General features: G+C 68.9%; 13 protein-coding genes and 1 pseudogene. 9 read left to right on the top strand and 5 right to left on the bottom strand.

Annotated features, from left to right (window positions below; all coding sequences use genetic code 11):
• Nucleotides 1-148: 148 nt before the first annotated feature.
• Nucleotides 149-1015 (bottom strand): AraC family transcriptional regulator, encoded by an 867-nt coding sequence (locus tag ACZ53N_RS30285; RefSeq protein WP_469143995.1) that lies wholly within the window; start codon nt 1013-1015, stop codon nt 149-151.
• Between the two features lie 353 nt (nt 1016-1368).
• On the opposite strand from ACZ53N_RS30285, the gene ACZ53N_RS30280 reads away from it, so the two are divergent.
• From ACZ53N_RS30280 to ACZ53N_RS30270, 3 genes and pseudogenes are all read left to right on the top strand, one after another.
• Nucleotides 1369-1635 carry a hypothetical protein gene (locus ACZ53N_RS30280; RefSeq protein WP_469143994.1) on the top strand — a complete coding sequence of 89 codons (267 nt, stop codon included), beginning with the start codon at nt 1369-1371 and terminating at the stop codon, nt 1633-1635.
• Between the two features lie 63 nt (nt 1636-1698).
• Nucleotides 1699-1896 (top strand): annotated as a pseudogene (locus ACZ53N_RS30275) (hypothetical protein); the annotation flags it as partial.
• A gap of 575 nt (nt 1897-2471) precedes the next feature.
• Nucleotides 2472-3158 carry a hypothetical protein gene (locus ACZ53N_RS30270; RefSeq protein WP_469144013.1) on the top strand — a complete coding sequence of 229 codons (687 nt, stop codon included), beginning with the start codon at nt 2472-2474 and terminating at the stop codon, nt 3156-3158.
• A gap of 120 nt (nt 3159-3278) precedes the next feature.
• On the opposite strand, the gene ACZ53N_RS30265 is transcribed toward ACZ53N_RS30270, so the two are convergent.
• Complete coding sequence (locus ACZ53N_RS30265) at nt 3279-4250, bottom strand: helix-turn-helix transcriptional regulator (protein WP_469143993.1); 972 nt, start codon at nt 4248-4250, stop codon at nt 3279-3281.
• Nucleotides 4251-4351: 101 nt separating this feature from the next.
• Here ACZ53N_RS30265 and ACZ53N_RS30260 point away from each other — a divergent pair, with 101 nt between their 5' ends.
• Nucleotides 4352-4762, top strand: a complete 411-nt coding sequence (locus ACZ53N_RS30260) for a DUF3224 domain-containing protein (RefSeq protein WP_469143992.1) — start codon at nt 4352-4354, stop codon at nt 4760-4762.
• 144 nt (nt 4763-4906) lie between these two features.
• Nucleotides 4907-5764, top strand: coding sequence for a GNAT family N-acetyltransferase (locus tag ACZ53N_RS30255; protein ID WP_469143991.1), 858 nt, complete (start codon nt 4907-4909; stop codon nt 5762-5764).
• 51 nt (nt 5765-5815) lie between these two features.
• On the opposite strand, the gene ACZ53N_RS30250 is transcribed toward ACZ53N_RS30255, so the two are convergent.
• The 3 genes from ACZ53N_RS30250 to ACZ53N_RS30240 all read right to left on the bottom strand — a co-directional run bounded on the left by ACZ53N_RS30250 (nt 5816) and on the right by ACZ53N_RS30240 (nt 8329).
• Nucleotides 5816-5983 carry a hypothetical protein gene (locus ACZ53N_RS30250; protein ID WP_469143990.1) on the bottom strand — a complete coding sequence of 56 codons (168 nt, stop codon included), beginning with the start codon at nt 5981-5983 and terminating at the stop codon, nt 5816-5818.
• Between the two features lie 122 nt (nt 5984-6105).
• Entirely contained in the window at nt 6106-7359 is a 1254-nt protein-coding gene (locus ACZ53N_RS30245; RefSeq protein WP_469143989.1) for an MFS transporter, read from the bottom strand.
• Between the two features lie 124 nt (nt 7360-7483).
• Nucleotides 7484-8329, bottom strand: coding sequence for a class I SAM-dependent methyltransferase (locus tag ACZ53N_RS30240; RefSeq protein WP_469143988.1), 846 nt, complete (start codon nt 8327-8329; stop codon nt 7484-7486).
• A 545-nt stretch (nt 8330-8874) separates the two neighbouring features.
• Here ACZ53N_RS30240 and ACZ53N_RS30235 point away from each other — a divergent pair.
• The 4 genes from ACZ53N_RS30235 (at nt 8875) to ACZ53N_RS30220 (ending at nt 13461) form a co-directional block, all read left to right on the top strand.
• Nucleotides 8875-10761, top strand: a complete 1887-nt coding sequence (locus tag ACZ53N_RS30235) for a RiPP maturation radical SAM C-methyltransferase (RefSeq protein ID WP_469144012.1) — start codon at nt 8875-8877, stop codon at nt 10759-10761.
• Nucleotides 10762-10840: 79 nt separating this feature from the next.
• A complete protein-coding gene (botA, locus tag ACZ53N_RS30230; RefSeq protein WP_209513224.1) occupies nt 10841-10978 on the top strand; it encodes a bottromycin family RiPP peptide in 138 nt (45 codons plus the stop codon).
• Between the two features lie 67 nt (nt 10979-11045).
• Entirely contained in the window at nt 11046-12206 is a 1161-nt protein-coding gene (locus tag ACZ53N_RS30225) for a YcaO-like family protein (RefSeq protein ID WP_469143987.1), read from the top strand.
• Nucleotides 12124-13461 carry a YcaO-like family protein gene (locus ACZ53N_RS30220; RefSeq protein WP_469143986.1) on the top strand — a complete coding sequence of 446 codons (1338 nt, stop codon included), beginning with the start codon at nt 12124-12126 and terminating at the stop codon, nt 13459-13461. Before ACZ53N_RS30225 ends, ACZ53N_RS30220 begins: the two co-directional genes overlap by 83 nt.
• Nucleotides 13462-13752: the final 291 nt, after the last annotated feature.

The raw sequence follows: 13752 nt of genomic DNA, 5'->3' as shown, positions 1-13752 counted from the left end.
GGAGGCTTTAGTTCGTCAGGAGGGGGTGAGTGTAGATCTGCGGTGGGTGGTGCCGGGTGTGGCTGGAGGGGGGGTGGGGGGGGGGGGCGTGGGGTGGGGGGGGGCCCCCCTCCCCCCCCCCCCCCCCCCCCCCCCCCCCCGCCACCGTTCAGACCGCGGTCCGTTCCACGGGGATCCACAGTTCCGCGTCCGCCTGCGCCCCGTCCTGCGACACCTGGGTGCGCAGGATCTCGGGCCCCGGACGGCTCCGATAGGGATTGGACGGGAACCATTGGGTGAACACGTCCCGCCACAGGTATTGGAGCGCCTGCGGGAACGGCCCGGAGCTCTCGAAGACAGCCCATGTCCCGGCTCGGACAGTGAGCGCGTCCATGTCCTCGGGCACGGCGGCGCCGGTCACCACCCCGTGGTAGTAATCGAGTTCGGTTCCCTCGGCGCGGCTGTCGTCCAGTTGGTCACTCACCGAGACGATCCCCTTCGGCTCCTGATCGGACAGGCTCTGCATGCGGCGCAGCGTCTCCTGGCCGATGTCCCGGATGAAGGCGGCGATGGCCGGGTTGACCCCCTCGTGCACGAGGGGGACACGCGCCTTCCTGCCCACCACTCGGAACTCTTCCTTCTCCACAACCCGGTACTCCATGCTGCTGCTCCCTTCGACAGTGAGACGGAAGGACAACCGCGGCTGGCACCGCAGACTCGTACCGGACCGCCTGGCCTCGCCGGGACCGACGCCGTGCATGGCACGGAACGCCCGCGCGAACGCCTCCCCCGAGGTGTAGCCGTACCGCACCGCTATCTCCAGCAGCGTCCGGTCCCCGGCCAGCACCTCGGCTCCCGCGACAGTGAGTCGCCTGCGCCGGACGTACTCCGACAGGGGAATCCCCGCCAACGCGGAGAACAACCGCCGGAAGTGGTACTCCGATGTCAACGCGATCCGCGCCAGGTCGGCCGCCTCGATCCGCTGATCGAGGCGACCCTCGATGTGCTCGATGGCCTGGTTCAGTGGCTCCAGCACCGCGGCCTCCTTCCCTTTCGCTCACTCACGTTAGGAAGAACCCACCCTGCCGGACCCGACATCCTGTGCCCGCTCCTGTCGGGTGCGGCAAGCTCCCCGACAGTTCGCGCCCGACCATGGAAAACGCGCTCAACCCCCTGTAGTCTCGCCACCGTTGATCATGACCGACCACCAGGGGGAACAACCATATGAACCGTCGGATAGCGCTGACTGTCGCCGCATGCGTGGCAGCTGGTACCTCGCTCATCGCCGCACCCGCCCACGCGTCCGTGCGTGACGCGTCGCCCCAGGCGTCAGCGCCGGCGTCGGCACCGGCCGCGGCGTCGGGAAGCGACAGGGTCAAGTGCACGAGCATGAGCAACGGACAGCTCTGCATTTCGCTGAACACAAGCCCTTCCCGCATCGAGGTCTTCTACACCAAGAAGGCCGGTTCGACCATCCAGGCCCGCCTCGGGTTCCGCAGCACCAGCACGGATTGGGGCCCGTGGAAGACCATCAGCACCGGCGAGCGCGCCAACACGACCTGGAACGTGAGCTACCCCTGCAACAGGAAGTACGTGGGACTGCTCCAGGCCAACGGTCAGACATTCGAGACCCCGGCAGCCGGTCCCACCTGCTGAAGAACGCTCCCGGGCGCACTGACGGCAAGGAAATGACCAGAAGGTCCTGACAAGCAGTCAGGAGTGCCCCTGGAGGTCGTCCCCGTCGCAGGCCGGCGGCACGGTGATTTCTACGACGCCACCGGCCTGCCGTGGGTTCCACCGAGCCCCGACATGGCCACCCCCGCGACCGCCCTCCGGATCCACGTCCACGACCGTGCCGTCCACGACCCCGTCCGCACCGCCATCGCGCTGCTGGTCACCGCCAGGAAGACCTGGAACGTCGACCAAGGCCGAAAGCCGCCTGTGCCAACCCGCACCCCATTGATGAGGTGCCGCATCACCGCTTGCATGGCCCCGACCGAAGATGTTCCTGCCGTCAGCACACGTGTGCCGCCGGCACACGGCGGAGGGGATACCGTGCGCGAGCCGAGAGCACGTGCGGCAAGACCGAGAGCATCCAGGGCCCGGGGTGGCACAGCCGGTGCTGCGGCGCTGATCAGCGCCGCAGCACTTGTCGTTTCGGCGGCTCCGGCACCTGCCGCGGTGACGCCACCGCCTCCGGGCCCGGTCGGTGTGGTCCCGGGGCAGAGGACGGCGACGCCCGCGCTGGTGGAGGGGCTCCGGGAGCCGGTGAAAGCCACAGGGAGCGCGGCCGACGCGGCACGGGGGCACATCGTGGACAAGAAGAACCGCTACCGGATCGCCGATCCGGAGCGCGACCTGAAGCCTCTGCGGACCACAGCCGTCGGTGCGGCGGAGACCGTGCGGCTGCAGCAGCGGCACCGCGGTGTGGACGTCCTGGGCGGCCAGTACGTCGTGCGAAGCTGTGGTCCAACCGCAAGAACATCTACGACGTGCGGGTCGAGGGCGGTGTCGTGGTCTTCTCGGCGTCCGTGCGTACCGGCGTGGCCATCAGGGTGGCCTATCTGCGTCCGGGTGACGAGAGCCCGACGTGGGTGAGTCCCGGGGCGCGTCGCATCGCGACCGCCATGCCGTCCCTCCACGGCGGGAAGATCGCTTACGGCAAACGCACCTATTCGCGTCCCGGCACCTACTCCTACTCCGTCGAGGTCCTGGATCTCGCGAGCGGCACGACGACCGTGATGCCGCAGCTCGGCAAGCCGATCAACGTCGGGCAGACCGGCATCACCGGCACGCACGTCTTCTGGCTGGCGGACGAGGTCAGCGACCAGGGGCAGGAGGCCGTGCGGCGCGCGAACCTCGACGGAACGGAGGTCGTGGATCTCAGCAAGGAGCAGGGCGCGGACGCGCTGTACACGACCGACCTGACGGCCTCGGACGAGGCGGTGACGGTCACGTCGCAGGCTCCCTCGGTCCCCGGCGCGCCGTATCACCACGAGATGCTGTCCAAGCTGTGGCAGTTCTCCGCGGACGGCGCGAAGAGAGCGCGGGTCTCCTGCAACCGCGGTGAGCAGTCCGCCGCGGTCTCCGCGGGCGGCAAGCAGGTGGTCTGGATCGACGCCACCACCGGATACGGCGATCTGGTCACCCGCGGCCGTCCCGCCGGCAACTGCGGCTGACCGGGAGCCGCCCCACTCCCCCGGCGCATTCGGGCGCCGACGCGACTCCGACTCCGTCGCGGCGCTGGGAGTGTCGTTCGCGGCGGCCCGTCGGGCCTCGGTCCGGCGGGCCGCCTCGTGTCAGGGCGCCGCGGCGTAGCGCTTCGCCAGGACGGCGACGGCCTCGGCGACGGCTTGCCGGAGGTCGGAAGGGCCGAGCACCTCAGCCTCCGTGCCGAGCCTGAGCAGGTCACTGACCGCGACGGCCTGCGCCTCGATCGGCATCTCCACCTCGACCCACCCCGCGTCGTCGGGCGGCCCGGCGCTCTCAAGGGCTCGTGCGCCCGCCGCGCCGAACTGCACAGGCAGCAGTCGCCGGGCTCGGGGGGAAATCCTCAGTCGCGCGGTTCCCTGGTGAAGCGCGGCCTCCAGACGCCTGGAGGATTCCTCCCAATAGACAGCCAGCTCGAACCCCGCCGGTCGCTCGAAACCCTCTTCCATCGTGTCCACGGCCAAGAACCGCGACAGCCGATAGGTCCGTACGGCCTCGTCCGCAAGCGCCGCCAGGTACCAGATTCCGCCTTTGAGGACGATGCCGAGCGGGCGCAGCTCCCGATGGACCTCACCACCCCAACGCCGGTAGTGCGTGCGCAGCACACGCTGGTCCCACACCGCCCGTGCGACCTGTGCCAGATGGGGAACCGGGTCGGCGTCCCGGAACCACGCCGGCGCGTCCAGGTGGAACCGGTCCTGAACGTATCGGGTCCGCTCCGCGAGTTCAGCCGGGAGGGCGGCTTGGAGTTTCAGCTGAGCGGTGGCCAGCACCGCGCCGAGTCCCAGGTCACGCGCCGGTCCCGGTGCTCCGGAGAGGAAGAGCGAGCCGGCTTCGGCGTCGGTGAGTCCGGTCAGCCGCGTGCGGTACCCGTCCATCAGGCGGTAGCCACCGGCAGGCCCCCGCTCGGCACGGACCGGGATTCCCGACGCACTGAGCGCTTCGATGTCCCGGTAGACGGTACGGGTCGTCACCTCCAGCTCCTCGGCGAGCTCGGGAGCGGTCATCCGCCCACGGTTCTGGAGCAGCAGGAGCAAGGAGAGAAGCCGGTCGGCACGCATGGAGCCATTGTCCTGCTGTACCTGACAGGAGATGTCAGGTACAGCATTCAGTCTGGTCACACGCCGCCCGGAGGACCGTGCGGCTGATCGAGAGGACTTCCATGCCCGCGCAGACCACCACCGGCCACTTCGCCTTCGCCAACTGGGACGAGCGCCCTGCCGGCCCGAGCGAGGCGAGCCCGAAGCTCGCCCGCGCCTCCGTCATCAACACCTTCGCCGGCGGCATCGAGGCTGCCGACACCACCTGCGAGTACACCCTCGTCTACGTCACCGAACGGACCGGGACCTTCACCGGAATGGAGAGGCTGACCGGCAGCCTCGACGGGCGTCAGGGCACCTTCGTCGTCGAGGAACGCGGTTCGTTCAACGCCGACGGCACGGTGCACTGTGCCTTCGAGGTCGTACCGGGGTCGGGCACCGGCGAGCTGACCGGGCTGTGGGGAACAGGCCGCTTCACCGCCAGGCACGGTGAGCCTTCCGTTCCGTACACCTTCGACTACGACCTGAGGTGACCACCGGGGGCCGATCCGTGGGACGTCTGCTGTCGGCCCACGTGGCCGCACGGGGCGGGGCAGACCGGTTTGCCGATGCGGCGGCGGGCGCGTTTGATGGAAGGAGAGCCTTGGGCGGGTTGCAGGCCGGAAGGAGATGCCGTCGTGGATCTCGTACTGCGCCCCGGAAGGGCGGAGGACGCTTCGGAATGCGGCAGGATCTGCTTCGAGGCCTTCGCCGGGATCGCCCGCGAGCACGGATTCCTCTCCGACATCCCCGGTGCGGACGAGGCCGCGGGAATGTGCGGAATGCTGCTCAGCCACCCCGGTTTCTATACCGTCGTCGCCGAACTCGACGGCCGGATCGTGGGCAGCAACTTCCTCGACGAGCGGTCGCCCATCACCGGCGTGGGGCCGATCACTGTGGACCCGACCACCCAGAACGGCGGCATCGGGCGTCGGCTCATGCAGGACGTCATGCGACGGGCGGCCGAGCGGCAGGCACCGGGAATCCGGTTGCTGCAGAGTGGCTATCACGCACGGTCGTTCGCGCTGTACGCCGGCCTCGGGTTCGAGTTCCGCGAAACGGTGGCCTGTCTGCAGGGACCGCCGGTCGGAGGAGGCGTGCCCGGGTACGGGGTGCGGGCGGCGACCGATGCGGACCTGGCGGCCTGCAACGAGGTGTGCCGGACGGTCCACGGGATCGATCGCGGCGGTGAGGTCACCGACGCGCTCACGATGGGGACAGCCCGCGTGACCGAGCACGACGGGCGCGTCACCGGCTATGCCACGGACCTGTCGTTCTTCGCCCACGCGGTCGGTGAGAGCACCGAGGACATCAGAGCGCTCATCACCGCGGCTCCCGCCTTCGGCGGTCCCGGCATCCTCGTCCCCGCGCGGAACAGCGCCCTGCTCCAATGGTGCCTGGGACGCGGTCTGAAGGTTCAGCAGCTCATGAGCCTGATGACCATCGGGCTCTACAACGAACCCGCCGGAGCGTATCTCCCCTCCGTCCTCTACTGAGAACCACTGCCGCTGCCAGGCCCGTCCGGGCCGCTGGTACCCCTCGAACTCCTACCCCGCAGAGCGGGTGAGGAAGGCGAGCGCTTCTTCCTGAGTGCACAGGTGGAGGGGCAGGTCGACGACCCACGCGGCCCGTGTGAGGGACGAGTTGCAGCAGCCGCAGTCGGGAGACGACGCCACCACCAGGACCGCGTACGGAGACACGGCGTCCGAAGACATCACCTCATCTGATCGGCTACCTGGGGGCGTCGACTGCCCGGCGGGGTTCTCACTTCAGGACCAGCAGGGCCGCGGGACCCAGGGCTCCGTCCAGTCGGTGGCGGAGCACGAACAGGCCGATCTCACTGCTCGGTGACGGCCGGGGTGGCTGCGCCGACGTCAACCGCCGTCACCCCCGTGTCCTTCGGCTCGGCGTCCAACCGCCTCAGCGCCGGAAGCGCGGCCACCGTGAGGGCCACCGCCGCCCACCCGACGGCCAGGAGTGCTCCGGTCTGCCGCAGCCCGATCCACTCGACCAGCAGGCCGGCGCCCAAGGTCCCCAGCGGAACGGCCGTCATCGACACCGCGTTCTGCAGTCCCAGCACCCGGCCGCGCACCTCTTCGGGAATCCGCTCGGTGACCAGAACGAGGAACAGGGCGGGCAGCGGGCTGGCCCCGATCCCGGCGAGGACGGCGGCTCCCAGCATCACGGGGACCGGTGGCAGCAGGGCGAGTCCGGCGATGCCGACCGTGGACATGACCTGCGCCGCGAGGAAGACCGATCGCCGCGAACAGCGCGATCCGATGGCCGCGTAGAGTCCCGCGCCGCCGATCCCGCCCACAGCCAGCAGGGACACCACCAGGCCGAAGCCGCCGGGCGAGCCCTTGTCCACGAGGTACACCGGGAGTACGAGGTTCTGCAGAGGTGCCAGAACGACCACGCTCGCCGCCGACACCAGCGTGATGGCCCCCAGCACACGGTCGCCGCTGAGCACACTGAATCCTCGCGCGACGTCAGCCCGGAGTCCGCCTGCCGCGGGCGGGGCGGCAGGCCGTGCTCCGATCGACCGCGGGAGCGTGAGCGTGGTGAGGGCCGCGAGAGCCGAGCAGGCCGCGGTGAGCCAGAGAACCGTCGTCGGGTCGACGAGCATGATGAGCCCCCCGGCCACCGCGGGGCCCAGCATCACGACGCCGCCGCCGATGCTTTCCCGCAGCCCGGCCAAGCGTTCCATGCCGACTCCCGCGGCGGACGCGACATCGGGCGCGAGCGCTTCCCTGGCAGTCATCCCCGGCACGTCGAAGAGGGCACCGGCGACCCCGAGCACGACGAACCAGGCGACCGTGAGGCCGGAGATGCTGTCGACGATCGGAAGCGCCGCGACACATGCCGCGGATGCCAGATCGGCACCGATGGACAACCGGCGCCGACCGACCCGGTCTATGAGCACTCCTCCGCCCACGGCGGATACCAGCATCGGGAGCGCACTGGCGGCGGCGACCAGGCCGACCGCCGCGGCGTCGCCCGTGCGCAACAGCACCAGCCAGGGGAGGGCGATGGTCGCCACGGTGTTTCCCAGTAAGGACAGCCCGTGGGAGAGGAGGTATCGGGTCAGCACAGGGGCAGTGTGGCAGAGCCGTGGTGTGACGCGGCCGGGTCGCTGGCGCGATCTCTTTGGCGCGAAAAGGAGTTGTCCCCGGCAAGAGGTGATACGCCAGGTGTTCAAGGACCTCGGTTCCGTCTCAAATGCGTTCATCCTCCCCGAAGGCGTACCGGGAGATATGGCCTACCCGCCGGAGCAGCGGCAGCCGTGAGAGGACCTCGGTGTCGAATGCGAGGCGGAGCCGCATCACGAACGGCAGGTGCAGGAGATCGGCGTCGGCCGCAGTGGCGTAGGCGCTGACCGCCTTGACCAGCCGCAGCCCCGGCACTGCACGCTCCAGTTCGCGGGGATCGTCCACGCCCCAAGCCAGCCGGGCGCCGGTTTGCCGGAACAGCGCCATCGAGCGGGTGGACCGCACGGCGAACCGGGCGTAGGTGTCGAACACCATCTCACCGCGGGCGAGACGGTTCACCAGGCTCCGCAGCATGCGCGGTCCTTCGTCAGCGGCGAGATACATGGTCAGGCCCTCCGCGACCACCAGTACCGGTCGGTCGGTGGGTATGCGGGCCAGCCAGGCGGGGTCGGTGACGGATGCGGCGACGGTCTCGCAGTCGGGCCGGGAGGGGTAGAGCTGCTCGCGCAGCTCGATGACGTCCGGCTGGTCCACGTCGAACCAGCGCACGTTCGGCCCCGGTGCGAGGCGCTGGAGCCGGCTGTCCAGACCGCATCCCAGATGCAGCACCGTGGCCTCCGGGTGCGCGGCGAGGAATTCCCGTACACGCTGGTCGAAATACCGAGCCCGGAGGGCGACGCCGACGGCGCTGGACTGCCGCATCGCCAGCCGACCGAAGTCGTAGTCGAGCTTCGCCAGGAGCTCCTCCGCGACCGGGTCGGCAAGGATCGGATGGGGAGAACGGGCGTCCAGGGCCCGCGCGTAGAGGGGAGCGAGCAGCGTCTCCGCCGCGCCGGTGAGTGCAACCTTCATACCCGGCTCCGTCGGCCGGTGATGGCCGGACTCGTTCGGCGTGGTGGCAGGAAGGGATCAAGGCTGGATTGTGGCTGCTCTCCGGCCCGACCGGGCCTGTGCCGCCGGGGGCTGGTCACACCAAGAACCTGGCCAGGCATGGTGATCGCCTTTCTGTACGGGGACAGGACGTGGCGGAATGCCTTCGAAAACGCGGGTCCCCGGATGCGCACGAGGGCCCTCATCGAGCCGTGGAACACTAGAAGATCCTTATTGGCTCCGCAAGGTCGTCGCGGCCGTTTCCGCCGCTTGACGGCCCGTCCGGGAAGGACGTCGACGTGCAGGTGACCTGCGCGATCACCGCGTTCTCGAGGTGCCCGATTATTGCCCTGCCGGACGATCTTCGCTCGGCACATCCCCCTGACAGGATGACGCTACTTTCTCGCCAACATTTGCATGGCCTTGACATAAATTGCACGTAGAACCACTCTGGATGAGGTCTTCACAACTCCGGTCCGGGGAGAGGTGGTTCCGTGCCCGATGTGGGAAGCGCCGCTCTGGTGTCAATGCCGTGGAACAGCGTGCTGCGTCCGTCGATTCAGGTGGGCACGTTGCGGTCGGTGGCCGAGGCAGAAGGGTGGCACGTCGACGCCCATTACGCCTACCTCGATTTCTACGGCCTTGCCCAGCGGATGCTGGGACTGACCCATGACGAATGGGCGGATGCCTATGAGCTGGTGTCCGAGAAGCTCTACCATCTGGCGGTCGGCGACTGGATCTTCGCCTGCCGGCGTGGAGATACGGCGCGACGCGACGCTTATTTCACCGAGTTACGTGCAAGGCGCATTGATGAAAAGGCGATCTCCCTGATCGACGCGTTGCGCGAGGTGGCCGACCGACACGTCCAAGAAACCGCCACAGCCCTGCTGGCCTCCTCACCCGACGTCATCGGGTTCACTTCGATGTTCAGTCAGAACGGGCCGACGTTGGCGGTGGCCGAGCGGTTGCGGTCCGGTGGATACACAGGTGTCATCGTGCTGGGAGGCAGCAACTGCGAGGGCCCGATGGGGCGCGCGCTGCTGGCCAACTACCCCGCTGTCGATGCCGTGGTGGACGGACCCGGCGAGGACGCCTTCCTCGCGCTCCTGCGCCAGGTGCAGGCCGGTGGGCCGGTTCGCTCCCAGGGCCGGTTGATCACCCGGGCCGTGCCACCGGAAGGGCAGGAGGCCGGGCGTGCCCCGGAGGAGTCCCTCCAGGTGCCGATGCCCAATTACGACGGGTTCTTCGAACAGTTACGGGCCGCCGGGCTGCACACGCTGGAGCCCGACATCACCCTCCCGGTCGAATTCTCCCGGGGCTGCTGGTGGGGCGCGAAGACCCACTGCACCTTCTGCGGACTCAACGGCGCCACCATGAAATACCGAAGCAAACACCCCGACGCGGTCGCCGACGAACTCCGGTACATGATGGACCGCTACGGCGTCCTCGACTTCTTCGCCGTCGACAATATCCTCGACCTCAAATACCTCGACACAGCCCTCCCCCTGGTCGAGAAACTCAACACCGACCACTCCCTGTTCTTCGAGGTCAAAGCGAACATGGAATGGGCGGACATCCAGGGCATGCGCCGCGCCGGAGTCCGCTCCGTCCAGCCGGGCATCGAGAGCCTGAGCACCGAAGGGCTCCGCCTGCTGAAAAAGGGCGCCACCGCTTTCCAGAACGTACGCTTCCTCCTCGGCTGCGCCGAATACGGCGTCCGGGCCGACTGGAACATTCTCACGGGCTACCCGAACGAGACACCCGAATCGATTACCGCGCAACTCGACCTCGTCGCTTCACTGACCCACTTGACGCCGCCACATATCACCCTGATCCGGTTCGACCGTTTCAGTCCGTATGTGGAAAATCCCGAGTCATACGGCCTCGCGCTGTCGCGCCCGCTGCCGGGGTACCAATACGTGTACGCGGGTCTGTCACCGGAAGACCTGTGGGACATCGCGTACCACTTCGAGGGTGACTTCACCGACGACAGCCGCAACACCGAGATCCGGCGACGACTGGCGGCTCGCGTGCGGCTGTGGCGAAACCACCATGACAAGGCGAGCTTCACCTACCGCCTCGGCTTCGACTCCGTCGCCCTCCACGACCACCGCCCCGGACTTCCCCAGCGCGAGGTCGTCCTCCGCGGCGACGACGCCCGGCTCTTCCGCGCCGTCATCGGCGGAACCCGGCACCGCGATCTTCAGGGGCAAGGGTGGAAAGGGGAACGCTGGGACCAAGCCCTCACCACGCTGGAAAACTGGCAGCGCAACCGGTGGGTGTACGCCGAGGGCACGAAAATCATCGCCCTCGCGGTACGCGAGAAACCCTCCGCATACCGCACCCCGCCAGCCAAGGGCACACCCCGGCTCGCCCGCACCCCCATTCCACTCACGCTCACCGTTCGACAGTAGGGAGGTCGCTCTGCACCGCGGCGGGGCACCGCGCAGGACGTCACCAGACCGACCGGAACCAGACGAAAGGATCACAGCAATGGGACCCGTAGTCGTATTCGACTGCATGACGGCGGACTTCCTCAACGACGATCCCAACAACGCGGAACTGAGCGCCCTCGAGATGGAGGAGCTCGAGTCGTGGGGTGCCTGGTCCGACACCGACCCGACCACCTGAGGTCCGGGTTCTGACCAGACATCGGGCATGAAGTCGGTGAGACGGGTTCGCCGGGAAGAAGGGGACCATGCTCAAGGCATCGGCGGTGGACTGCGCACTGCGCGAGGTCGCCTACGCATCGTTTCGATCCGATCGGACGGTGACGGTGCGGTGCACGGTGCATCCGGTATCGGGCACCACATCGGCCGAGGGTTATGGCACCGCGGCGACCGAGGCCGTCGCACGGAAGAAGGCACTGTCCGAAGCCGTCGAACGGCTCTTGGCGTGCACCCCCTTCGCCCTGGTCGCCCGTCCACCGACGACGACGGCGGGCCGGGATGAGGATTCCGCCCGTCGGCCGGACGGGGTACGCACCGCACCCGCAGGCTGCTCGGCGCGCCACTACCGGCCGCTGACGGGAGAAGGACCGCGGCGGGTACCCCTGTTCTGGTCGTCACCCTGGTTCGCCGGCCGTGAACTGCGGTCGGCGAAGCTCACCGCGCAGGCAGCCCGGCTGTCCAGCACGGTCGGCTGGGCGGTCGGGCCGTCCCCCACCGCGGCGCTGCGAGGTGCCCTGCTCGAGCTGACCGAGCTGCTGAACTACGGCGCCTTCCTCTACCGGAATCTGACGCACTCCCCGCCCCACGTGTCCGGCGGCCGGGCCGACAACAACCCCCAAGTGCTGAGTCTGGGCGCCGCCGCCCGGACGCCGACCGTCCTCGCCGTGTCGAGGGGCGGCGGACGGCTGATGCCGGCCACTGGGCTGGGCTGCGGCACCACACGGGACGAGGCCACCGACCGAGCGCTGTTGGAACTCGCCCAAGCGGAGACGCTCTGGCGGTCGAACCCGACCGCCGTGTCGGCCGAGCGATTCTTCCTGCGCCGCTTCGAAAGATGGCCTCCGCTGAAGCGCTGCGTCACCTTGGATTTCGACCTGAGCACCTATGACGCGCCGCCCGACGACGGGCCGCGCCCCTCTCCCCTCGAAGAACTGGAAGCCAGAGGCATCGCGGCATGGGCCGATTCCGGCGCCGTGGACATCTCGGGCCCGAACACCGCGAGGACCCGCCTCTACTTCGCGCATGTGGTGTCGGAGCCGCAGCCGCTCCTGGGTCTTGTCCGTGCAGGCATACCCGTGTTCGACACGGGGGAAGTGAGGAAGATCCTTGACTCGTCCCGCCGAGAACGACCTGCTGACTGTTGCCCTTCTGGACGGAACGCTCAAGGACGACGTCCCACCCGAGCGTGAGACCCCCATCGGCGAGGCCCTCGGCGCCGTCGGCGACTGGCTGGCCTCGGAGCGGCTCACGGCCGACATCCGCAAGTACGGTATCGACTCCGCACCCACGTACGAGGTGCGGCTGAACGACGCCGACGGGGTGCTGTGCTCGCGCAGCTCCGGCAAAGGGCTGGGACACCGCAGCATGGCCAGTGCGCTCTTCGAGAGCGCAGAGCACTACCACCTCGACTGGCGGCGTGACCCCCGCGCCTCGGAGACGGTGTTCCTCCGCGGGGTCGAGATCGCCCGGCAGTCCACGGCACGACGGTCCGCGCTGCTCCAGCGCCTCGGCGCCATCGCAGCCGACTCCCCCTTCCTCACCCGCGAGTACCGGCCGGTGGCCGACGCGCTGGAGGAGGCGCCGACAGGGGCAGCCCCGCACCGCCAGCCGGTGTTCCTCCGTGACGGCGGCTACCGGAACTGGCCGCACCCTTCGGATGGCGGAGCTTTCACATCGCTCTGGCACTACACCTCCAGCGCCGGTTACGCGGCCGGGGCCACGCTTCACGAAGCGCTCGTCCACGCGGTCAACGAACTGATCGAACGGGACGCGTGGTCGCTGCAGCTCGCCCGGTCGTACTTCGGTCTGGCCGATGGCAGTCCGGGCTTGCGCGTCATCGACCACGACACCCTGACCTCCGAGCTGAGGGAACTGGCCGGCACGGTCGAGGCAGTGACCGGAGTCCAGGTCCTCATCGTCTCCATCGACTGTGACACCGGTGTGCCCGCCTACGTGGTCTGCGATGCCGAGAGCCGGGAGGACGTCCGGCTGATCGGCAGCGGCGCGTCGCCCGTGCAGACGTACGCGGTGCAGCGGGCGCTCCTCGAGTACCTCCAGGTCCGCACCATGTTCGAGCACGGACCTGTCGACGCGGACCGGGAGGCGCGGCAGATCACCACCGCACTGGCCCGCTATCCGCGTCACCTCGCCGCCGCCCGTTTCGACGTGCACCGGCTGCCGCACGAGAAGCAGCCGTTCCGTCCGGACGACGGGTTGCCCGCCACCGCGACGCCCGAGGAACTGCTGCGGCATCTCGTCGACCGACTGCGGAAAGTGGGTGTCGATCTCCACTACCGCGTCCTGACCCGCCCGGGCGCTGTCACCGTCGTCGATGTCGTCGCCCCTGGTCTGGAGATGCTGGACAAGGCGCGCGCGGGCTACCCGGTACTGCCCACCGGACGGTTGGGCGAGCGGCTGCCGTCCCGGAGGAGTGAACCGAAGTGAAGCTCGTCCTGGTGGCGCCGCCGTGGAACAACCTCTACCGGCCGTCGATCCAGGTCGCCACCCTCGCGGCGCTGGCTTCGGAGGGGCGTGGCGATCCGATCACAGCGGTGTACGCGTACCTGGACTGGTTCGAGTTCGCCGTGGAGTCGCTGGGGTGCTCCCCGGAGGAGTTCGTCACCGTGTACGACACGATCGGTGAGGAGCTGTACGGGCTCGGTGTCGGTGACTGGATCTTCGGCGGCACCCTCGCGGCCTCCGACGCGCCGCTCGAGGAGTCCGCCCGTAGCGAGT

The sequence above is a fragment of the Streptomyces sp. NPDC033229 genome, assembly GCF_055576875.1.
The sequence above is the reverse complement of the archived record's forward strand: the minus strand, read 5'-3'. Positions and strand labels throughout refer to the sequence as shown.